This window comes from Streptomyces thermoviolaceus, from assembly GCF_045209695.1.
Lineage (GTDB): Bacteria > Actinomycetota > Actinomycetes > Streptomycetales > Streptomycetaceae > Streptomyces > Streptomyces thermoviolaceus.
Genome location: NZ_CP109280.1, coordinates 2025564 through 2046785 on the forward strand (window position 1 = coordinate 2025564; position 21222 = coordinate 2046785).

Genomic DNA, 21222 nt, shown 5'->3' on the forward strand with positions numbered 1-21222 from the left:
TCGCTTACGCGCGCCCTGCCGGGCTGAACACGCCACGGCCTCACCCCATGGTACGGCGCCCCGGCCGCAGACCCACCCGGTGGCCTCCGCACAGCCCCGCAGCAGCCGCGTGGCCTGCGCGACGGCCGGGGGAAGCGGCCGCGTGGCCCGCGCGACAAGCCGGAAGCGGCCGCGATGCCACCGCGACCGCTTCCCCGGGTGAAGTCCTGTCCGACCGCTACGACGACTTCGACGGCGCCGGCCCCGGCTGCGCCCCCTTCTTCAGGTAGCCCATGTCCTCGAAGACGGGCGTCTGGAAACCGAAGGCCCCCACGTTGGCCAGGGTGCTGCGGGTGGCCACCAGCTGGGGCCGCTGGTAGAGGGGGATGGACCCGGCGACCGCCCAGATCCGGGCGTCGGCCTTGCGGATCAGCTCCCGCTCCTTCTCCTCGTCCAGGGTGGACAGGGCCTGGTCGAACAATTGGTCGACCTGGTCGGTGCCGACCCGGGAGTAGTTCTGCTGGACGTTCAGCGAGCCGTCGGCGGCCGGCACCGGCTTGGCGTAGACGGGACGGGCGTCGGTGGCCGGGTAGGCGGTGGCGGGCCAGGAGTACAGCGCCAGGTCGTACTGGCCGGCCGCGATGTGGTCCCGGAAGAAGCTGGTGTCGGGCACCTTGGTGATCTGGGTGCCGATGCCGACCTGGTCGAGCATGACCCTGATCCGGTCGGCGACCTTCTCCAGGGTCTGCGAGCCCGGCCCGGAGGGCAGCACGAACCGCAGCGTCAGCGGCTTGCCGTCCTTGACGAGCGTCCCGGTCCCGGCCGGTGCCGCGGTGCCCTTGGGGGCGTACGCCCCGGGCGCGCCGCCCTGGGTGTAGCTCCGGCCGTCCCGGCCGAACTGCTGGGACCGGGCGTCCCGCGCCCCGTCCTGTCCCTGGCGTTCCTCCCCCTGCTGTCCCTCGTCGCCGGCCGCCCGGTCGCCGGGCCGGGTCAGCCCCTTGCCGTCCCCGTCGTGCTGCACCTCGTCGTCCCGGCCCACGACATAGGTGCCGTCGCCGCTCGGCCCGGCCGTCGCCGCTCGGCCCTCGGGACCGGCGGCCTTGTCGCCCTTCTTCTGCTGGGCGGCCGTGCCCTGCACCCAGCCGGCGTCCGAGAGCAGCGCCTTGGCCCGCGCGGTGTCCCGTCCGCCGAGGGCGTCGCTGTTGTCGGCGTAGGCGTCCTGTCCGGACAGGGCGAGGTGGCTGCCGACCGGCTGCGCGGGCAGGCCGAGCGGCTTCAGGGCGACCTCGGCCAGCTCCTTGCGGTCGATCGCGTGGGCGACCGCGTGCCGGACGCGTTCGTCGGCGAGGGGGCCGCTCGCACCGTTGAGGGCGAGCTGGGTGTAGGCGGGCTCCAGGGACTTGTGCAGGGTGAAGCCGCGCAGGCTCTGCTGCTGCCGTAGGTAGGTGCTCAGCTCGTCCCGGCCCTCCTGCACCGCCTGCCGTTCGGCCGCCGCGGCCTGCTGGTCGGAGCCGTGCCGCACCGCCCACGACCGCAGCGCCTGCGCGGCGGCACCGCCGTCGGGCAGGGAGAGCAGCGCCGAGCTGCCGGGAGGCCCGGCGGTCAGGGTGAGTTTCTGCACGTCGGCGGGGTCCAGCTCGGCCACGTCCACCGTGCCGTCGGCGAGCGCGTCGGCCCGCTTGTCGCGCGGCACCTCGTGCAGCACGATCTGATCGAGTTTGGCGCGATGGCCCCACCAGCGCGGATTGCGGACCAGGACGACGTCCTTGCTCTGGGCGTCGACCTTCTGCACGCTGAACGGCCCGGCGCTGACCTTCAGCTCCTTGCGGGCGCCGTCGTTGAACGCGGAGGCGCTGCCCGTGACCTCCTTCGGGTACAGCGGGGAGAACAGCGACTTCCAGTCGGCGTAGGGGCGGGCGAAGGTGACCCGCACCTCCTGGGCGTTCTTGCCCTGCTCGATCTTCTCGATGCGGTCGTAGCCGGCGTTGCGGGCGGTCCAGTAGGCGGCGTCCTTGCCGGACAGGGCGCGCCACTGCGCGGCGAAGTCGTCGGCGCCGATCGCCCGGCCGTTGCTCCACACGGCCCGCTGGTCGAGCCGGTAGACCACGACCTGCTTCGGCTCGGTGTCCACCACCTTGGCGTCCTCGAGGTAGTCGGCCACGCGCTGCGGCCGCCCTGAGGCGTCCATGCGGAACATGGCCGGCAGCACGGCCTGCACGACCCGGGTGGTGCCGGTGTCGGCACCGGCCTGGTAGGCGTTCAGGGTCTGCGGCAGGGCGTCCACGGCCCAGCGCAGCGTGCCTCCGTCGGCCATCTGCGCCCGGCCGGCCGCCGCGATGTCCTGGGGCGCCAGAGGCTTGCTGCCCTCGTCGTCGGAACCGCAACCGGCCAGCCAGGGCACCGTGAGCACGCCCGCGGCCAGGAACGCGATGGAGCGCAGGACCGCGCGCGACCCGACACCGTCGTACGACATCTGTGCAACCTCCGAGGAGCCGGTCCCGCCGGTGGGCAGGGCAGGCGACGCGGGCAGAGACATACGGGAGCTATGTCAACTTTCAGCGGTATGGGGCGGTGTGTTTCCAGCGATCGGTGGCGGTGATTCTTCAGCGGCAGGGGCGGTGATTTCGCGCTGATCAGATCTACGGCCAGATCTACGGCCCCACTGAAGAGGACGGGCTCCGCCGCCCGGAGGCGACACGGCGGCGCGGGGTGCGAAGGTCACCCGGGTGGAGCAAGGTGCCCGCGAGCCGGCGCGGGGCCACCCGAGGCGCGGGTGGTGCCCGGCCGGGCACGGGAGGCGCCCTGCTCGCTCATCCGCCGTGCACCCATCCCTCCCGGTACGCCGTCCAGTCCTCCTGCGTCGCGGCGAAGTCCACGTAGAGCGCGACCCCGAACCGGGTCCGCTCCCGGTCCGTCCGGGACAGCCCGAGCCGCACGCCGCGCACCGCGGCCGGCACCGTCTCGGCGTGCGCCCAGTGCCCGAACCGGTTCTCGTGGAAGAAGGGCAGCCCCATCAGCAGGTCGGTGCCGGCCGGGGTGACCTCCAGGGCGAGCGAGGTCTGCTGGGCGACGTACCCGCCGTACAGACCGGACAGCGGCTGCATGGTGTCGTAGGACATCACCGCGATCTGGTCCACCCGCCGGGCCACCTCGCCGAAGTACGCCTGCGACCACCACTTGGGGTGGTTCGTGAGCGTCCCCCACAGGCGGTGGAACTCCGGCAGCGGATCGATCTGGTGTGCGGCGACCGACAGCAGCGCATGGTGTTCGCGGGTCACGGCGTGCAGCGCGTCCAGCAGACCGAGGTAGTGCCGGTCGCCCGAGTGCAGCGGCTCCAGATCGACGTGGACGCCCTCGAACCCCGCGTGCAGCACCGCCCGGCCCGAGGCGACCACCGCGGCACGGGTCGCCGCCCGCTCCAGGTGCAGCCCGTCCGGGCTCTCCGTGGCCAGCACGTCACCGAGCCATGCCTGCACCCGCACCCCGGGCAGCTCCCGGTGCACGGCCCCGACCAGCCAGGCGGCGTTGCGGTAGGCCGCGCCCGGCAGCGTGCCGTCGTGCTCCAGGGGCCCGGCGTGCACATACAGGTCACGGATCCCGGTACCGCGCAGCCGCCGGGACAGGGCGGCGACATCGGCGTCGGTCTTCCGCCCGTCCACCCAGGCATGCCCGAGCCACAGCGCGTCCCGGCCCCGGGTGTACGTCCCGTCGGCCGGCTCACCGGCGTAGTTCACCCGCAGCGCGGCCTCGGCGGCGAGCAGGGGGACGAGGACGAGGAGCGGGAGGGCGAGGGTCAGGACGAGGCGGCGGGGGCGGCGGAGGCGGGCAAGGCCGCTCGGGGCGGGTCCAGGTGCGCCGGTCCCCTTGTCCGGTGCTGCGTGCTCCGCCGCACCGTTCGCGTTGTCCGAGGTCTGCTCTGCGGCACCGTTCGCGTTGTCCGAGGCCCCCTCCGCGGCACCGTTCGCCTTGTGCGACGTCTGCTCCTTGTGCGATGTCCGCTGCGCCTCCGCCGCACCGCCGCCCGTCCCCGGCCCCTGTCCCGCCGTGTGTTCCGCCCTACCGCTCCCCTGCTCCGAGTCGCGCTCCATGCTCTTGCTCCCCTCCCGTGTGACCGAGCCCGGCCGCCCCACCGCTGACGCAGCCCCGCTCGCACGCTCGACGGGGCGGCCCTACGCTCCCGAATGTGACGGCAACCCCTCCCCGGCCGGTCCGGGCACGGCGCGCGGCCCCGCGGTGGTCCGCGCGAGTGACACGTGCCGTGCTCGGCGGCACGGTGGGGATCGTGTGGCTGGTGTTCCCCACAACGACGGACGCCGGTACCTCCGTGGTTGCGGCGCCGGGTGCCGGACCGGTGGCTTCCGCCGCCGCACCGCAGCAGGACGGCACGTCGGCCGACGACCTCGTCCTGCCGTTCGTCGCGGTGGTCGCGGCGGGCGCCCTCGCGGGCTACAGCTGTGTGCGGCGCACCCGCCGCGCCCGGACCCGGACGACACCCGGCGGCGGAGAACGGGACGGTGGCGACGGCGCCGGGCATCGAGGCACACACATCGGGGCGAGCGGCCGGGCCGACACCCGGCCCGATACGGAGAGCCGGAGTGAATCCCGCAGGACCGGTGCACGCTCGACCGGCTCACCCTGGCCGGTCACCGCAACCGTCCCGAGCACCCCGGCCGGATACGAAGGCCCGTTCCCCCCGGGCGGCACCCCGGCCCGGCGCCTGCCCTCCGCCGCGCTCGAAGCACACACGTGCGCGGCGCTGGTCCTGGCCGACGACTGTCTCCGCACCTCACGGGAGGAGCTGGGCTTCGCCCAGGCAGGGTCCCAAGCCGGGGACTGTGCACCCTTCGCCCGCGCGCTGCACCGGGCCGAGGCGGAACTGACGGCCGCCTTCCGGCTGCGGCAACGCTACGACGAGGGCATACCCGACCCCGCGGACGGCCGGGCCAGACAGCAGGCGTTGGCCGAGATGAGGGCGCGATGCGAGGAGGCGGGACGACTGCTGGACGCGACGGCGGCGGAGTTCGACGCGCTGCGCGACCTGGACGGGGAGCACGGACTGACCCAGGCCCTCGCACTCGCGGAACGACGCCTGCACGACCTGTCGGACCGCGCGCCGGCGGCCGAGGCGCTCCTGGCCGGACTGCACGAGCGGTACGCGTCCACCGCCTGCGAACCGGTCCTGGGCTCTGTGGAACAGGCGCGGACCCGGTTGGCGTTCGCCACCGCCCACTTCGACCGGGCACGCCAGGCCGCTGCCGGAGGTGAGAGGAGCCACGCCGCCCGGGAACTGCGCGCCACCGAAGCAGCGGTGGCCCAGGCAGACGTGTTCCTCGCCGCCGTCTCACGCCTCGCCGCCGAACTGGACGAGGCGACAGGGCTGGTGGCGCCCTCACTGAGCGGTGCGGAGGCTGCCAGGGCAGGAGCGAAGGACGGACTGGCCGGGGTACCCGCCGGCGAGGTGCGAGCCAGGATCCTCCACGCCGACGCCGTGCTGGCCTCAGTGCGAAGGGAGTTGACGTCCGAGCGCCCTGACGACCCGCTGGCCGCCCTGCGCCGGATCGTGGCGGCGACGGCACCGCTGGGCGCGGGACGCACAGGGGTGCTGTCCGCTGCGGCCCTGCTCACCGCCCGCAGTGCCGCAGCGGCCGCGGAGGACTTCATCACCACCCACCGGGGCAGCGTGGGTGCCACGCCCCGCGTCCGCCTCACCGAGGCCCGGCGTCTGCTGGCCGCCCGCGATCCGGCCGTGCCGCCCCGCGCCGGCACTCTGGCCCGTACCGCCCGTGACCTGGCCGAGCAGGACGTGCGCACCCACGGCAACCCGTACACCGAGGCCGACGCACACGCCCCCGGCACCGCGAGCGCCATCCGCGGCGGCATCCTCCTGCCGAACGGCTCGTCCACCGGCACGGTCCTGTCCTATGGCGGCCCGGGCACGCGAACGAGGCGCTCGATGCGGGGGCGTTGACGCCCAGCAGGGCCGCTGCCCTCGGTGAGTGCCGTGTCGGTCACCACCGCTTCTCACCGCCGTACCAGAACGCCCTGTACCCGGCTGTGGCATGCCGAGAGCACGACCGTATCGACGAGGGTGAGGCTGCGGAGAGCAAGCGGCCCACCATCCGCCTTTCCTCTGCCCTTCACTGCACGGCTACGCCCCACGTGTGCACAGGAGTTGGAACACGCTGATCGAAGCCGCGCGACGAACTGATGTTCCGTTAGTGCGTTTGCATGATGACCGGAACCTGGCCACAGGTCGGTCCGGCTGTCAGACGGACGTACGGGGGCGATGCGGCGTGATCAAGCCGGAGGAGATCCCGCAGTTCACGGGGGATCTGGATGCGCTGGAGCGGGATTGTGCGGCGCTGACGAAGGATGCGGGTCACATCCGGGGGACGGGGTCGGACGTCCACAGCCGGTTCCAGGGGTTGTCGGCGTATTACAAGGCGCCCGAGCCGGAGCAGTTGTTCGCGACGACGTCGGGTTCGGTGGCTGGGAGGCGATGGGGCAGGCGTGGAAGGGCCTGGCCCAGCTCGCCACCGGTACCGCCCTGACCGCGATCCCCGGAGTGGGCGCGGCCTTCTGGCCCCTCCCCGACGACAAGCTGCCGTCCTGGATCCGTGACTCGCGCACCGCGATGAAGGAGACCGGCAAGGCCCTGGTCGCCTGGGACGAGTGGGGCAAGAACCCCGCCCGCGCCGCCGCAGCCGCCACCTTCAACGTCCTCACCACCGTCTTCACCGGTGGCGCCGGCGGTGCCGCCGCGGGTGCGGGCAAGGCCGGCGCGGCCGCCCGGGCGATCTCACTCGCCGGCAAAGCAGGCCACTTCATCGACCCCATGACCTACATCGCCAAGGGCGCGGGCGCGGGACTGTCGAAGATCGGCGACATCACCAAGGGGCTCAGGGGCGTCGGCAACATCGACATCCCCACCCTCCCGGACAACGCCATCCCCCCTGCCCGACGGCACCGTCCACCTGCCCGACGGCACCGTCCACCTGCCACGACGTGCCGAGCAGCGGAGGCGACTCATTGCCGGGCCACGGCGCCCACACTTCCACGGGTGGGAGCGTCTTGGATGACGCAGGCGGGTTCGGTGACAACACTCTCGACACAGCCCAGCATGTGCCTGGCGGTTCGGAACCCGGTGCGCCTTCGGGTGCCACGCGCCCCAGCTTCATGTACGACGGCGACAACCCGTACGGCCCGAAGGGCGCGCTCGCCCCGGAGCAGATCCACGAGATCCAGGTCTACCGCGCCAACCACGAACCCGGGTATTTCGAGGAGTTCTACAAGAAGAACGGAAACCGGAAAGACCTGGACCTCGTCGACGAGAGCGGTACGACACCGCCCCAGCTGACACGGGAGTCGGAGCAACACCCCTGGGTCGCAGCCAAAGACGCGCCTGAGCCCCTCAGGCCGCGTTACCTTGGCGACTGGATCAAACGCGGCCCTGATGGTCTGCCTCCCGAGTCCCTCGAGACGCTGCATTCCGCTGCGCAGGAACGCCACTTCGCCATCCACCATGACACGGTCATGGAGCGATGGAAGCAGGATGCATCTCACGCCCACGAGCAGAACCCGACGTGGGAGACGGAAACGGAGATGCACGAGAGCAAGGCCGCATACCGCGAGTCGCACGTCCGCATGCGGGACGCCTCGGAGGCCTTCGGCGAAGCCGTAGCGGAGCACCACGTCATTCCGGAGCACTACCCGAACGCCGTCCCGGAGCAGCTCGACGGCCCGCTCAACGGAAACGACCAGTTCGACCAGGTATGGCGCCGCGAGGACGGCGGTTATGTCGTGGTCGAGGCCAAGAGCAGCGTCAACACTGAGTTGGGGGCTCGCAATCTACCGGACGGCAGGCGAGTGTCCCAGGAAACAAGGGAATACTTCCTCGGCATCATCCGTGAAATGGAGGACCGCGGAAGGAAGAACCCCAGTGAGAGAGAATTGGCGCGGAATCCGCGGAAGGCGCTACGACAAGGGAAAGTGGACTACATAGTCGTCAAGGGCGAGAAGAACGCAGGTCGGTACACTGGCTACCACATGCGCCAGTTCGACATTTCTCCCGAAGGGAAAGCTTCGTGACAGTCACCATCCCTCGTCACAGCTCGCCGGGACCGGATGACGAGGGCTACGCTGCCGATCTGGGCCGTCACGTCCTCGAAATCGTCGATCGGCTGGAGAAGTCGCCGACAAGCCTGGACTTGGTGCTGAGCACAGCCGAACTCCATGTTCATGCCCGCTGTACCGTGGACCCGCGAGCGGCCAAACTGGAGACGTGGGAAGCGGTGGTCACCGCCCTGCAGATCTACTCCGCCCTCTTCGCGGTGACCAGCGCGAACGAAGGCACCGTGCAGTGCCGCATCGTCCACAAGGTCCGCACCCTGCCGGCCATCGGACCACGCACCTACGCAGACGCCGGCAACTGGCTCACCGCCTTCTGGCTCGCCGTCATCTGCCGCGACCAGAACCGCCTGACCCAACTGTGCGAAGTACCCCTGGACCGCCTGCGGCCATCCGACGGCACATACGACGAGTACATCTACCACTGGATCGCAGCACTACAGGCCTACTGGCTACAACGCCCCGGACTGGTGGAACACCTCACAGAAGCACTGCGCCGCTCCCACCCCGACACCGCCCGCATCGCCCCCAGCGAACTGCTGCAGCACATCCTCTACCCCCCGATCAACCTCTTCTACCGCTTCCTCCAGCACGACACACCCGGCTTCAACCAAGCCCTCGCAGAAGCCGTACACCTCCACAAGGCCTACTGGACCGCCGACGAAGACCGAACCGACGACCCGGCCGGCATGGTGGCACTCGCACCCCTGGCCATCGCCTGTCTCGCCCACGACGGCACCATCCCCATCGACGTCCAGACCGACTACCTCCCCACACACCTCCTCGAACGCAGCTGGCTCGGCGAATTCGAGACCTGAGGTGGTAAGGCCGCGGCACACCTGTCGCGCGAGGCTGCTTCCGTCCTGCACCACACGTTCGCCGAGACGTGCGCGAGATTCGCAGCATGCCCGGCGGTACAGGCTCGACTGGAGAATGCCTTGATCTCGGCTGTCCCGCGCCATCCGGTGGCGACAGACAAGGCCGATGAAGGCCTTGCCATCCTTCAAGAGAGCTTGCAGAAGCTGATCGACGGACTCGAGGCGGATTCGACCGACCTGGGTGACGCCTTTCAGCTCGCGCTTACGTTGGCCCGGACCAGGTCTGTACTCGACCCGCGAGCGGCGATCTTCCCGTCCTGGGACGCCTGGGTGACCGCCATGCAGCTCGGCTCCGCCGCTTTAGCTGCCGCGACCACGACCGACACCCACGTTCAGTGCCGTATCGCCCACAAAGACCGCACCCTGCGAGCCACCGGGCCCCAGTGGTACATCACCCCGGCTTCCTGGATCAACGCCCACAATCTGGCTGTGGCGTGCCGTGAAACGGACCGGATCCGCGCCGTGTGTGACGTACCCGTGTCACTGCTCCGGGAACATGGCGCGCGTTTCGAAGGGCACCACTTCGCCTGGGTCGAAACGCTGCAAGCGTACTGGCGGGGCGACCGAGACCTCGTCCCGAAGTTGGTGCGGGCAGTCGACGCCACCGACCCTCAGTCCGTCGCCGACCCGGAGACGGTGAGCAAGCCCATCTACCCGCCGATGGAGCTTTTCCACCAGAAAAGCGGAAAGCGCTCCTGAACTGCAACATGGCTGATGCAGCGCACCGGCTGCCGGCTGCCACACGGCACCGCATCGCGCCCGCCCAGCGGCCGAGTGCAGATCACATGGCCGCTTGGCGGGGGCGATGCGACACCGAGTCAGAAGAGGTTCAGCAACGCCTCCGCCGGATCCGTCAGCGGGGTGTCCCCGTCGGGGAGGGGGAGTTCGAACCAGACCGTCTTGCCGTGCGGGGTGCGGCGTGAGCCCCAGGCCGCGCTGAGCAGGCCGACGAGTTGCAGGCCGCGGCCGCCCTCGTCGGTGTCGCGGGCGCGGCGGCGGCGGGGCTGGACGAGGCCGGCGTCCCAGACCTCGCAGACCAGGGTGCGGTCCAGCAGGAGGCGGAGTCTGATCTCGCCCTCGCCGTAGCGGAGGGCGTTGGTGACCAGTTCGCTGACGAGCAGCTCGGTGGTGTCCACCAGGGGTTCGAGGTCCCAGGAGAGAAGCTTGCCGCGGGCCAGTTCGCGGGCGCGGCCGACGCTGCGGGGCTCGCGGGGCAGGACCCAGTCGCCGACGGATGCGGCGGGCAGGCCCTGGACGCGGGCCATGAGCAGGGCGATGTCGTCCTCGCCGTGGTGGCTGCCGAGGGTGTTGAGGACGTGGTCGCAGACGTCCTCCAGGGGGCGGTCGGACTCGGTGAGGGCGCCCACGAAGGCCTGCAGGCCCTCGTCGAGGGGGTGGTCGCGGGATTCGACCAGGCCGTCGGTGTAGAGGGCGAGCAGGGAGCCCTCGGGGAGTTCGACGGTGACTTCCTCGAAGGGTTCGCCGCCCACGCCGAGAGGCATGCCGGGCGGGACGTCGAGGGTCCGGGCCCGTGCGCCCGGTTCGACGAGGACCGGGGGGAGGTGGCCGGCGTTGGCGAAGGTGCAGCGGCGGGTGACGGAGTCGTAGACGGCGTAGATGCAGGTGGCGAGGTACACCTCGGACAGGTCGGCCTCGCGGGGGCGGCGGGCGGCGCGGGTGGCCTGCTGGATGCCTCCGGGGGCGCCGAGGCCGCGGGCGATCTCGTCGAGGTGGGAGAGCACCTCGGCGGGTTCGAGGTCGAGCTGGGCCAGGGTGCGTACCGCGGTGCGCAGTTCGCCCATCGCTACGGCGGCGCGCAGGCCGCGACCCATGACGTCGCCGACGACGAGGGCGGTGCGGTGGCCGGGGAGTTCGATGACGTCGAACCAGTCGCCGCCGACCTCGCTGGGCCGGCCGGTGGCCGCGTTGCCGGGCCGGTAGCGGCAGGCGATGTCGAGGCCGGAGGCCTCCGGGTCGCCGGGCGGGAGCAAGGAGCGCTGCAGGATGAGCGCGCGTTCGTGTTCGCGCCGGTACAGGCGGGCGTTGTCGATGCACACCGCGGCGCGCGCGGCGAGTTCCACGGCCAGGTCGCGGTCGCGCTGGCCGAAGGGTTCGCTGCCCTTGGTACGGGCGAACTGGGCGAGTCCGACGACGGTGTCGTGGGCGACCATCGGGACGGCCAGGGTGTGCTGCACCAGGCCGCCTTCCTCGCCGGGCACCAGCTGCGGGCGGGCGGTGCGCAGGGCGTGGGCGCAGCGGGAGTGGAAGGGGTAGTGGTGGACGGAGCCGACTTCGACGGGTTCGCCGGTGGCGGCGAAGGGGGCTCCGGCGACGGCGCTGGCGTAGGCGACGCGACGCAGTTCGGCGCTGCCGTCGGCGAGTCCGGGCGGGGTCTCGTCGCCGGTGAGCAGGCCCTGGTAGAGGTCGACGGTGGCCAGGTCGCAGAAGCCGGGGACGACGACGTCCAGCAGTTCGCGGGCGGTGGTCTCCAGGTCGAGGGAGTTGCCGATGCGGGCGCCGGCCTCGTTGAGGAGGGCCAGGTTGCGGCGTGCGGCGGCGGCCTCGCGGGCGGCGGCGCGGCGGGCGGTGACGTCGGTGGCGAGCCAGGCGATGCCGATGGGCTTCCCGCTGCCGCTGTGCACCCGGTAGAGGTTGACGGACCAGTGGCGGCGTTCGTCGCTGCCGGGCACGAAGCCGGTGACGCTCATGTCCGTGATGGACTCGCCGGTGCGCAGGACCCGGCGCAGTATGGCGGTGACCCGCTCGCCCTCGGCGCGGGGGAGGTAGTCGTGGACGCCCTTGCCGCGGTGGTCGTCGGGGGTGCCGCCGAAGAGGGAGGCGAAGCGTTTGTTGGCGCGGCGGATCCGCAGGTCGGTGTCGATGAGCAGGAAACCGAACGGAGATTGACCGAAAATGGCCTGTGAGGCGGCGAGGTCGGTCTCGATGCTGCGCAGGGTGTGGACGTCGACGACGATACAGACGGCGCCTCGGTCGCCTTCGGCGGTGCGCGTCGGCATGACGTACACCTCGGCCAGTCCGCGCAGGCCCTGCCGGGTGCGGTCCGGACGGTGGGTGCCGCCGGTGCGCGGGCCCCGGGTGCCGTACCGGCGGTCGGGGAACCGGAAGGGGACGATGCCGGTCCACTCCCGTCCGTCGAGGATCTCGGCCATCTTGCGCTGTCCGCGCTCGCGCAGGTCGGGGTCGATGAACGCCTCGATCGGGTCCATGCCGAGGGCGCGCTCGGCGGGGATGCCGAACAGCTGCTCGGCGCGCAGGCTCCACTGGTCGACGAGCCCGTCCGGGCCGATGGAGAAGGACGCCGCCTTGATGTAGTCGTAGATGGAGCCGGGCGGGCTGCTCTGCCACATCGTGTCCGCGGGCGGCGTCCGACCGACGCTGCCCGCGGTGTTCCTCGCGCCGTCCGACGGGTCCTCGGACTCCGTGGCCTTCGCTGGTATCTCGCTCACGCGAACCGTCCCCTCCAGCTCACCGCGTCCGGCACCGGTCACCGGGGGCGGCTTTCCGCAGTATCCAGCACTACGGCGCCGCGGAACACGGTGTTCACGATCACAGGACCGTCGCGATGCATTTCGGTCCGTTCTGTGACGACACAAAGAGTCTTCTAACCAGGTGACAGCCGGTCGAATCCCGCCGCGGTTCCTCCGTCATCGAGCTGCGGACCGGCGGCCCCGGCCCGGGGTGCGCAGGTCGCCTGCGCAGACGGCCCGCCGGTCGCGGTCGGCGTGCGCCGCCGGGGGGCGTACGCCGTCGCGTCGTCAGGTGCTGTCGCGCCTTCCGGCGCGGTGCATGCGCCGGGTGGTGTCGAGGGGCGGGGCCTTGAGGGTCATGGGTCCGGCGGGAGTGGGGGACCTCCGGATCACGGGGCCGACGAGGGAGGGCCCTGCGGGTTCCGGGTCCGAATCCGGTGGGTGCGCGGCCGTCAGGTGTCGCGCGGGACTGTCAGGTGTCGCGCGGGCCGTCGTCCAGGGCGGCTTTGCCGTCGGGCGCGTGGGCGTCCCCGTCGGGGGGCACGGTCAGTTCGAACCAGACCGCTTTGCCCGTTCCGTCCGGGCGGGTTCCCCAGCGGCGGGAGGACGAGGCGAGCAACTGCAGGCCGCGTCCGCTCTCGTCGTCCGGGCGGGGCCAGCGTTCGCGGGGCGGGTCGGGCCGTGTGTCGGACACCTCGACGAGCAGCGCCTCGCGCGTCCCTGAGGGGCGCACCAGCCGCAGGCCGATGGGGCCGGAGGCGTGCCGCAGCGAGTTGGTGACCAGCTCGCTGACCAGGAGCACGGCGGTGTCCCCGACGCTGGTGTCCAGCTCCCAGCTGCGCAGCTGCCCCCGGACGGCGGCACGGGCCGAGCGCACCGCGCCGGGGTCCGCGCGGAAGGTCCACTCGGCGCGGTCTTCTTCGGTGTCGATCACACCGATCACTTCCCAGGCCAGCGACCCCACCCATGTCTCGCCACATGGGGACTAACAGGGACATACCCGGCATACGGTGCTCAGTACCGCTCGGGTCACCGTTCCGTGGGACTCATCGCCCGCTCGAGCACCGCCCGCACCGCGGGCACGTCCTGGGGCAGCCAGGGGACGCTCCAGATCTCGGACGGCTGGAGCCAGCGCAGCTCGTCGTGGTCCTGCAGCGGTCGTGGAGCGGCGGAGGCGGGGAGCAGGCGAGCGGTCCACACCCACATCTCGTACGGGGGTTTCAGGGGCCAGCTGCCCGGTATCCGGTCGACGGTCTCGGCGTCGACGCCCAGCTCTTCGTGCAGCTCGCGCACCAGCGCCGCCTCGGGCTTCTCTCCGGGCTCCACCTTGCCGCCGGGCAGTTCCCAGCCGCCGGCCGCCTCGACGGGTGCGCTGCGGCGTGCGGCGAGCAGCCGGCCGCCGTCGAGAAGGGCGGCACCCACCACCAGGATTCGTTCGGTCACGCCTGGAGCCTACGCAGAGGGCGCCGGCCGCCGCGAGGAACCGGCCGGTGAGCGGCCGGAGGCGGCGGATCCGCGGGTGACCGCCGGGTGCGGCCGGCGGTCGGATCCAAAGCGGTCAGCCCTCGGTGTCCGGTCCGGAGCCGTTCTGCCCGATGCGCTCGACCCAGTAGAGCTGCTTGTGGCCGCGCCGGTCCAGGCTGTCCGCCATCCGCTGGGCCTCGGCGCGGGTGGCGTACCTGCCCACGCTGTAGCGATTGCCGTTGTCGTCCTGACGGACGACGAGCCAGGGAAGAGTGATCGTGCCGTCGTTCATCCCGCCCCAATGCTCCTTCCCGCCCCGCGAGCCCCGCGCTCGCGAGCGGCTCCGCCGCGCCGTGCCCGCGACGGAAACCGCATTACGCATATGCCCGAGCCTACGCCTGGCCTTCACTCAGCGAACACGACTTTTCACGAACGGGTCGGCAACCGGCCACGAGGAGGGGGCGCACACAACCAAGCGCGCCGCCCGGCACATGCGCGGACGCTGTTCCGAATGCGCCCCGCCAGGTAGCAGCGACCTGCGAGAACGACCGGAATCCTTCGCCCCGCGGGCGCGCCGCGGCGGAACGGGACGGTGAACGCACGGCAGCCGACGCGGGAACGGCGCGCGCCGGTGGCATAAGGGGGCGCACGATGCATGGGGCCGCGCTCGGGGCACGGAGGCCAATCTCGGGGGATGCGGAGGGCGCCCGAGGCACGGGGCGGGGACAGGTTCGCCGGAGCGCCGCGGCCGGGAGGCCTTCGGGGCGCCGCGACCGGGCGGCCTTCCGGTCATGCGGGGCCCTCGCCTTCCGGCCGCACGAGGTCTTCCGGCCGCAAGGTTTCCCGGTCGCGCACGGCTTTCCGGGCACCCGGTCGCGCAAGGCTTCCCGGGCACCCGTGGGCGCGGGCCCTCGGGTCGTGCGACGGCTGCGCGCGGGGTCTCAGCGCACGGGCAGGTGGTAGGCCACCCGGTAGCGGTCCGCGGGGATCACCACGTCCGCGGTCTCCACGGGGCGGCCGGAGGCGTAGAAGGTGCGCTGGACGACCAGGACCACGTGGCCGGGCACACCGCCCAGGGTGTGCAGTTCCTCGGCGAGGCCGGGGCGGGCACCGACCTCCTCGGTGACGTTGTCCACGATCACATCGATGGCGCGCATGCGCTCGACCACGCCCATGCCGCCCAGGGGGCCTTCCTCGGGAAGCATGACGGGCGTGCGGCCGGTGAGGGCGAGGGGTTCCCAGGAGGTGGAGAGCATCATCGCCTCGCCGGCGGTGCGGAAGACGTACTTGGTGCACATCACGCGGTCGCCGGGCTGGATGCGCAGACGCTCGGCGACGGCGGGGGTCGCCTCGGTCTGGGCGCTGCTGGCCTCCCAGGTGCCCCGCATCTCGGGGGATGCCTGCTCCTGGCGGAAGGGACTGGCTCCCGTGGCGGGGCGGAAGCCGGAGCGGGCGATGCGGCGCGGGGTGGGCCGCTCGCGCACATACGTCCCCGAACCGGAGCGGCCCTCGACCAGGCCCTCGGCCATGAGCACCTTGCGTGCCTCCAGGGCGACGGTGTCCGAGACGCCGTACTCCTCGCGGATCCTGGCCTGGGAGGGGAGGCGGGTGTGCGGCGGCAGCAGCCCCTCGACGATCTTCTTGCGGAGGTCACCCGCGACCCGCAGATACGCCGGCTGCTCACCGAAAGCCACTGGCCACTCCCCTCGCGTCTGCACGGACAGCAACAGCGTGACAACGACGCGTTGTGACGTGCAAGCAAAGGCCAGAGAATCACCCGAAGTGATGACACGGCGTCCCTGTGGTCTTCCCCGGGGCGTCGGCGGGCGCGTTGCGTACTCTGCGCTCATGACACCTCTGCCGGACCGTTACTGCCCCGCCGACGGCGTCCGCATCCCCAGTGACTCGCTCGCCTGGCGCTGCCCCAACTGTCACGGCCCCCTCGACCTGGACTTCTCCCCCACCCCGGCCCCTTTGAAGTCCCTCACGGGACGTGTGAACTCCCTGTGGCGGTATGCGGAGACGCTGCCGCTGGCGTCCCCTTCGGTGTCGCTCGGCGAGGGCCGCACGCCGCTCGTGCCCCTCACCGACACGGTGTCGGCGAAGCTGGACTTCCTGATGCCGACCCTGTCGTTCAAGGACCGGGGCGCGGTACTGCTCGCCGAACTGGCGCGGCGCATCGGGCCGCGCCGGGTGGTCGCGGACAGCAGCGGCAACGCGGGCACGGCGATCGCCGCCTACTGCGCCCGCGCGGGCCTGGCCTGCACCGTGTACGTGCCGCTGGGCACGTCCGCGAAGAAGCTGGAGCAGATCGAGGCGTACGGCGCCCGCGCCGAGGAGGTCGACGGCGGCCGGGAGGCGGCGGGCGCGGCCGCCCGCCGTGCCGCGGACGAGCCCGACACCTTCTACGCCTCCCACGTCCACAACCCGTACTTCCTGCACGGCACCAAGACCTATGTGCACGAGCTGTGGGAGGACATGGGCGGGCGGCTGCCCGATGTGCTGGTGCTGCCGGTGGGCAACGGCACGCTGCTGCTCGGCGCGGCCCTGGCGGTGGCCGAGCTGTACGGGGCCGGGCTGCTGGACAAGCGTCCGGCGCTGTGGGCGGTGCAGGCGGCGGCCGTGGCCCCGCTGGCCGAGGCGTGGGAGCGGGGCGCCGACGAACCGACCGGCACCACACCGGTGGCGCCGACGTACGCCGAGGGCATCGCGATCCCCCGGCCGCCGCGGGCCCGGCAGATCCTGCGCGCGGTACGGGACTCGGGCGGCACCTTCCTGACCGTCACCGAGGACCGGATCCGGCACGCCCAGGCGGACCTGGCCTCCCGCGGGCTGTACGTGGAGGCCACCGCGGCGGTGTGCTGGGCGGCCGTGCGGGAGGGCGCGCTGGCGGGCAAATCGGCGGTGGTGCCGCTGTGCGGGGCCGGGCTGAAGTCGGGCCTCGCCCGCTGAAGGGACGGCTCCGGCCGGCGGGGCCGGGCCGTGCGCGGCCTCAGACCGTCACCGCGGCCGGCGGCGGCGCGCTCACGGCGGACTCCGGCGTCGGCGGGGCCGGCACGCGGCCCGGCTGTGCGGCGCCGACGCCGGCCCACCGGGCCCGCTCGTGCTCCACGGCGGCGTGCCCGTGGGTTCCGTCGGCCTGCTCCCCACCGGCGTCGCCGGCGCGCAGGTCACGGGCGCAGTCGCGGAGCAGGGTGTGCAGAAGGAAGCGGGCCGGGGCTTCCTCGCGGACGAGGTTGTGCTCGAGCAGGACGTCGAAGTGGTGCTCCACGTCGCCGACGGGCAGTCCGGTGAGCGCGGCCGCCTCGTCGACGTCGCAGACGGGCGCCGGGTGACGGCTGATCAGCCGGCTGAAGCGGCGCAGAGCGGGGTCGAGGTGCCGGAAGGAGGCACGGAGCACCGACATCACATCGCGGTCGGCGGTCTGCAGGAAGCGGGCCCGGCGTGCGGCGCCCGCCAGCCGGTCGACCAGGTCGGCGATCCGCCAGGCGGGCCGGCCGCGCAGTCGGCAGGCGGCGATGCGGACCGCGAGCGGCAGGTGGCCGCAGAGTTCCACGGCGCGGGCGACCTGATCGGGTTCGCGGGCGGCGCGCCGTTCCCCCACGATGCGGGTGAACAGCGCGGCGGCGTCGGCGGGCGGCAGCACGTCCAGCCACTGCGGCACCGCGCCGTCCAGCGCGGTCAGCTTGCGGCGGCTGGTGACCAGCACCAGGCTGCCACCGGTGCCCGGCAGCAGGGGCGCGACCTGCGCGGTGCCGACCGCGTCGTCGAGCACCAGCAGGCAGCGCCGGCCGGCCAGCCGCGACCGCCACAGGGCGCTGCGCTCCTCCAGGGTGCGCGGGTGCGCCTCGGGGGGTACGCCCGCGGCCTGCAGCAGGGCGGCCAGTGCCTGCTCCGGCGGCAGGGGCGGCCGGTCGGCGCGGTGGCCGTGCAGGGCGACGTAGTACTGCCCGTCCGGGTAACGGTCGGTGACGCGGTGGGCGACGCGGACGGCGAGGGCGGTCTTGCCGACGCCGCCCATGCCGTCGACGGTGATCACCAGTGGGGTCGTCCCGTGCTCCTGCCCGGCGAGACCGAGCAGGGTCGTCAGCTCGGTCTCGCGCCCGGTGAAGTCGGGCAGGTCGTGGGGCAGGTCGTTGCGGCCGGCGGGGTGGGAGGCGCGGACCGCGGCGTGCGGTAACGGGACGCCGGTGTCCGCGGCGGGTGCACGGCCGGACGGTGGGAGGCCGGTGGTGGACCGGGCGGATCCCACGAGCGCGCGGACCGCCTCGTCGGCCGGGGTCTGCCCGCGGGCGACCGGGGAGTCGGCGAGGATCTCGGCGTGCAGGGTGCGCAGTCGGCTGCTGGGTTCGAGACCGAGCGTGTCGGCGAGGAAGCGGCGACCCTCGTCGTAGACGGCGAGCGCGTCGGCCTGGCGGCCGCTGCGGTACAGGGCCAGCATCAGGCTGCCGCGCAGGGAGTCCCTCAGCGGGAACTGTGCGAGCAGGGCGCGCAGTTCGCCGACCAGCGAACTGGTCTCACCGATCCGCAGCCGCAGGGCCATGAGGTCCTCCAGGGCGGTCAGGCGCTGCTCGTTGAGCTTCACCGCGGCCGAGGCGACGGAAGGGCACTGGATGCCGGCGAAGGCCTCGCCGCGCCACAGGTCGACCGCCGACTGCAGCGAACGGATGGCGTCGGCGCAGCGGCCCTCGTATTCGGCGGTGCGGGCGGCGCGCACCCGGGCGGTGAAGCGGTGGGCGTCCACGGCGTCGTCGGGCACCACGAGGCGGTACCCGACGTCCATGGTGACGAGGCTGGTCTCCTCGTCCGCTGACAGGATGCGGCGCAGGTCGCGGATGGCGTTGTGGACCTGGGGGCGGGCCGAGGTCGGCGGGTCCTCCCACAGCTCGTCCACCAGCACGTCCACCGGGACGACCCGGTTGGCGTGCAGGAGCAGCAGGGCCAGGAGCTTCTGCTGGCGCATGCCCCGGACGCGGACCGGCTCACCCGAGTGGCGTGTCTCCAGGGCGCCCAGGACCAGGAATTCCATGTGGTTCGTTCCCCCGATGAGCTGTGCAGGCGGGTTCCGGACGGAATGCGACGGGATGCGCGGGGCGGCCGCGCATTTCTCCGCCGTCGCCTGCGAGCGAGTCGTCCGTCACTTCCCCCACGTGACGTCGTCGGCGGCGAAGACGGGATCGTCCATGTCCTTTCCGTGGCGGGCCTCGACGATTCCGGAAACGTTCCGCCCGTGGTCCGCGACGGCCACCGAAAAGGCCGCGGCACCGACGGAGAGAAGAGCAGCGGCGGTCATTCTGAGAACACGGGAGGTCAGCATGATCAATACTCCTTCTATTCGCGGTCGGACATCCGGTGACTTTCCCCGGGGAGCGACGCTGGATTTCCGCTCCCGGCGTTGCCTCCACTGTGGCTCGGCCGGCGGCCCGGAGGGAACGGTCGACGGGTGGACAGAACCTGCACTGTCCTAAGGCGTCCACCGCGACCTGCGGTGACGCCGGGATGCTCAGCCGATCCACCAAGGTCCGGGCACGAGCGCTCCCTGGGACTCCAGCACGCGGAACTCGCTGAGCGCCGGATGGCCGGAAACGGCCTGTCCCGCCACCCGGGCGGCGCTTTGCTCGGCGGCCGCAAGGTCGTTCGCGAGCAGGAAAAGCCCTAGTGTGACGTCTCCGCACGGACCCGGGTGGACGGTGACGTGCTCCAGGCCGTCGGCGTTTCCCGCGCACGATGTGACGATCGTGGCCAGATCCGTTCGGCCGGTCGTACGGCCGGGCCCCTTGAGACGCACATGGACGAGATACATGCCACCATTGTTCGCCCGTGAAAAGACAAACGGCACCGGCAACGGGTGGACACTTTATGCCATGACAGAAACCGTCATGCGCGCAGACACCGCCCGCGCCCTGCCGTGACGCGGTCGCGCGGCGCGCGCGAAAGGACGGTCCGGGCGGCGCGGCGGCGCCCGTGGAAGGGCCGCCCGACACCCAAGAAGATTCAATACGCAACTACCTGTTCGTAAAGTGTTGTTAAACCGCCGGGCGGGAACAGCCGCCTGGCGTCGTAGACTCCGCCCGCACGGATCCGTTCGAATCCACTCCGTCCACCCTGCTGTGCCACCGCTTTGACCGGAACCGGCCTCGCCGACTTCCGGATCAGGCGCACTTCGGCATCAGTAAGCTCAGGGGGCACTGACTTTCGAACACGGTGAGTTCCTGCCTGCTGAGGAAGCTACATGTTGGACGTTCTGGGGCTCGACGCCGTGGCCGAAGCTGTCTATCGGGCAATGCTGACCGATCCCGAGGACGGTGTGGCGGCTCTGGCGGCTCGGCTGGACCTGACGGAGGACCAGGTACGCAGAGGTCTCGACCGTCTCAGCGAGCTGGCGTTGATCCACCCCTGCGGCAGGAAAGGCAGCGGGGGCGTGGGGTTCCGGGCCATCGGTCCGGAAACCGCGATGGAGGTGCTGCTCGCCCGGCAGCAGGCGGAACTGGCCGCCCAGCAGATGAAGGTGGAGGCCTCACGGGCAGCCGCGGCCCAGCTGATCGCCGAGTGCTCGGCCCTGCGGCCGCGGCCCCTCGACCACGACTCCGAGCAGCTGATCGGTCTGGAGGCGATACGGGTGCGGCTGGCCGAACTGGCCAGGTCCGCGCGGGTCGAGGTCGCCACCTTCGCACCGGGTGGCGCACACGACGAGGAGGACCTGGCGGCCAGCCGCGAACCCAACGCCGACCTGCTCGAGCGGGGCGTGCGGATGCGGACCGTCTACCTCGACAGCGTGCGCAACCATCCGCCGACCCTGCAGCACGTCCGCTGGCTGCACCAGCACGGCGGGCAGGTCCGCACGGTGCCCGACCTGCCCATCCGCATGGTCATCTTCGACCGCAAGCAGGCGGTCCTGCCCATCGACACCGCCGATGCCCGGGCGGGCGGGGTGGTGCTGCGCGGAGCGGGCACGGTCGCCGCACTGTGTGCGCTGTTCGAGAGCGTGTGGCAGACCGCGGTGCCGCTGGGGACCGTCCCGAAGTGCGGCGCGAAGGACATGCCGCCGCAGGAACGCGCCGTGCTGAAGATGCTCGCCCAGGGCTACACCGACGAGGCCATCGCCAAGCGCCTCGGTGTCTCACCGCGCACCGCCCGCCGGATCGCCGCCAGCCTGATGGAGCGCCTCGACGCCCGCAGCCGCTTCGAGGCCGGCGTGCACGCCGTCCAGGACGGCTGGCTGCCCGCGACCCGCTGACCACGGACACCGCACGGCGTCGCGGACCGGGCCGGCGGCACGGGCCCGG

At 72.2% G+C, this 21222-nt stretch carries 16 protein-coding genes; 6 read left to right on the plus strand and 10 right to left on the minus strand.

Going from position 1 to position 21222, the window contains the following annotated elements:
- Positions 1–217 precede the first annotated feature (217 nt).
- The gene (locus OG899_RS08750; protein WP_189428024.1) at positions 218–2452 is read right to left on the minus strand and encodes an ABC transporter family substrate-binding protein; all 2235 of its coding nucleotides are present in this window, start codon (positions 2450–2452) and stop codon (positions 218–220) included.
- Between the two features lie 337 nt (positions 2453–2789).
- Positions 2790–4067, minus strand: a complete 1278-nt coding sequence (locus OG899_RS08755) for a hypothetical protein (RefSeq protein ID WP_406310975.1) — start codon at positions 4065–4067, stop codon at positions 2790–2792.
- A 263-nt stretch (positions 4068–4330) separates the two neighbouring features.
- On the opposite strand from OG899_RS08755, the gene OG899_RS08760 reads away from it, so the two are divergent.
- The 4 genes from OG899_RS08760 to OG899_RS08775 all read left to right on the plus strand — a co-directional run bounded on the left by OG899_RS08760 (position 4331) and on the right by OG899_RS08775 (position 9683).
- Positions 4331–5947 (plus strand): hypothetical protein, encoded by a 1617-nt coding sequence (locus OG899_RS08760; protein WP_125496608.1) that lies wholly within the window; start codon positions 4331–4333, stop codon positions 5945–5947.
- 1208 nt (positions 5948–7155) lie between these two features.
- On the plus strand, positions 7156–8067 hold the full coding sequence (locus OG899_RS08765) for a hypothetical protein (RefSeq protein WP_406310976.1): 912 nt from the start codon (positions 7156–7158) through the stop codon (positions 8065–8067).
- Positions 8064–8924 carry an immunity 49 family protein gene (locus tag OG899_RS08770; RefSeq protein WP_125496606.1) on the plus strand — a complete coding sequence of 287 codons (861 nt, stop codon included), beginning with the start codon at positions 8064–8066 and terminating at the stop codon, positions 8922–8924. The genes OG899_RS08765 and OG899_RS08770 overlap by 4 nt, the downstream gene beginning before the upstream one ends.
- A 120-nt stretch (positions 8925–9044) precedes the next feature.
- Positions 9045–9683: an immunity 49 family protein gene (locus tag OG899_RS08775; RefSeq protein ID WP_406310977.1), complete on the plus strand. Its 639-nt coding sequence runs from the start codon at positions 9045–9047 to the stop codon at positions 9681–9683.
- Positions 9684–9802: 119 nt separating this feature from the next.
- Here OG899_RS08775 and OG899_RS08780 read toward each other — a convergent pair whose 3' ends face one another.
- The 5 genes from OG899_RS08780 to OG899_RS08800 all read right to left on the minus strand — a co-directional run bounded on the left by OG899_RS08780 (position 9803) and on the right by OG899_RS08800 (position 15630).
- Positions 9803–12451, minus strand: a complete 2649-nt coding sequence (locus tag OG899_RS08780; RefSeq protein ID WP_168131854.1) for a SpoIIE family protein phosphatase — start codon at positions 12449–12451, stop codon at positions 9803–9805.
- 493 nt (positions 12452–12944) lie between these two features.
- Positions 12945–13436, minus strand: a complete 492-nt coding sequence (locus OG899_RS08785; protein ID WP_125496604.1) for an ATP-binding protein — start codon at positions 13434–13436, stop codon at positions 12945–12947.
- A 65-nt stretch (positions 13437–13501) separates the two neighbouring features.
- Complete coding sequence (locus OG899_RS08790) at positions 13502–13915, minus strand: (deoxy)nucleoside triphosphate pyrophosphohydrolase (RefSeq protein WP_125496603.1); 414 nt, start codon at positions 13913–13915, stop codon at positions 13502–13504.
- A gap of 115 nt (positions 13916–14030) precedes the next feature.
- Entirely contained in the window at positions 14031–14228 is a 198-nt protein-coding gene (locus OG899_RS08795) for an SPOR domain-containing protein (protein WP_125496602.1), read from the minus strand.
- 649 nt (positions 14229–14877) lie between these two features.
- A complete protein-coding gene (locus tag OG899_RS08800; protein WP_125496601.1) occupies positions 14878–15630 on the minus strand; it encodes a GntR family transcriptional regulator in 753 nt (250 codons plus the stop codon).
- Between the two features lie 154 nt (positions 15631–15784).
- Between OG899_RS08800 and OG899_RS08805 the strand changes: the two genes are divergently transcribed.
- Positions 15785–16888, plus strand: coding sequence for a pyridoxal-phosphate dependent enzyme (locus OG899_RS08805; protein ID WP_168131855.1), 1104 nt, complete (start codon positions 15785–15787; stop codon positions 16886–16888).
- A gap of 40 nt (positions 16889–16928) precedes the next feature.
- Here OG899_RS08805 and OG899_RS08810 read toward each other — a convergent pair whose 3' ends face one another.
- From OG899_RS08810 to OG899_RS08820, 3 genes are all read right to left on the minus strand, one after another.
- A complete protein-coding gene (locus tag OG899_RS08810; RefSeq protein ID WP_125496599.1) occupies positions 16929–18965 on the minus strand; it encodes an AfsR/SARP family transcriptional regulator in 2037 nt (678 codons plus the stop codon).
- Between the two features lie 108 nt (positions 18966–19073).
- On the minus strand, positions 19074–19253 hold the full coding sequence (locus OG899_RS08815; RefSeq protein ID WP_125496598.1) for a hypothetical protein: 180 nt from the start codon (positions 19251–19253) through the stop codon (positions 19074–19076).
- 186 nt (positions 19254–19439) lie between these two features.
- A complete protein-coding gene (locus OG899_RS08820) occupies positions 19440–19739 on the minus strand; it encodes a hypothetical protein (protein ID WP_125496597.1) in 300 nt (99 codons plus the stop codon).
- A 429-nt stretch (positions 19740–20168) separates the two neighbouring features.
- On the opposite strand from OG899_RS08820, the gene OG899_RS08825 reads away from it, so the two are divergent.
- Positions 20169–21173 (plus strand): LuxR C-terminal-related transcriptional regulator, encoded by a 1005-nt coding sequence (locus OG899_RS08825; protein ID WP_125496596.1) that lies wholly within the window; start codon positions 20169–20171, stop codon positions 21171–21173.
- Positions 21174–21222 lie beyond the last annotated feature (49 nt).

What these genes read in the sequence shown, in the direction of transcription:
- OG899_RS08750 (WP_189428024.1), bottom strand. Translation starts at nt 2,452, where the DNA reads ATGTCGTACGACGGTGTCGGGTCGCGCGCGGTCCTGCGCTCCATCGCG.
- OG899_RS08755 (WP_406310975.1), bottom strand. Translation starts at nt 4,067, where the DNA reads ATGGAGCGCGACTCGGAGCAGGGGAGCGGTAGGGCGGAACACACGGCG.
- OG899_RS08765 (WP_406310976.1), top strand. Translation starts at nt 7,156, where the DNA reads ATGTACGACGGCGACAACCCGTACGGCCCGAAGGGCGCGCTCGCCCCG.
- OG899_RS08795 (WP_125496602.1), bottom strand. Translation starts at nt 14,228, where the DNA reads ATGAACGACGGCACGATCACTCTTCCCTGGCTCGTCGTCCGTCAGGAC.
- OG899_RS08805 (WP_168131855.1), top strand. Translation starts at nt 15,785, where the DNA reads ATGACACCTCTGCCGGACCGTTACTGCCCCGCCGACGGCGTCCGCATC.
- OG899_RS08810 (WP_125496599.1), bottom strand. Translation starts at nt 18,965, where the DNA reads ATGGAATTCCTGGTCCTGGGCGCCCTGGAGACACGCCACTCGGGTGAG.
- OG899_RS08815 (WP_125496598.1), bottom strand. Translation starts at nt 19,253, where the DNA reads ATGCTGACCTCCCGTGTTCTCAGAATGACCGCCGCTGCTCTTCTCTCC.
- OG899_RS08820 (WP_125496597.1), bottom strand. Translation starts at nt 19,739, where the DNA reads ATGTATCTCGTCCATGTGCGTCTCAAGGGGCCCGGCCGTACGACCGGC.
- OG899_RS08825 (WP_125496596.1), top strand. Translation starts at nt 20,169, where the DNA reads ATGTTGGACGTTCTGGGGCTCGACGCCGTGGCCGAAGCTGTCTATCGG.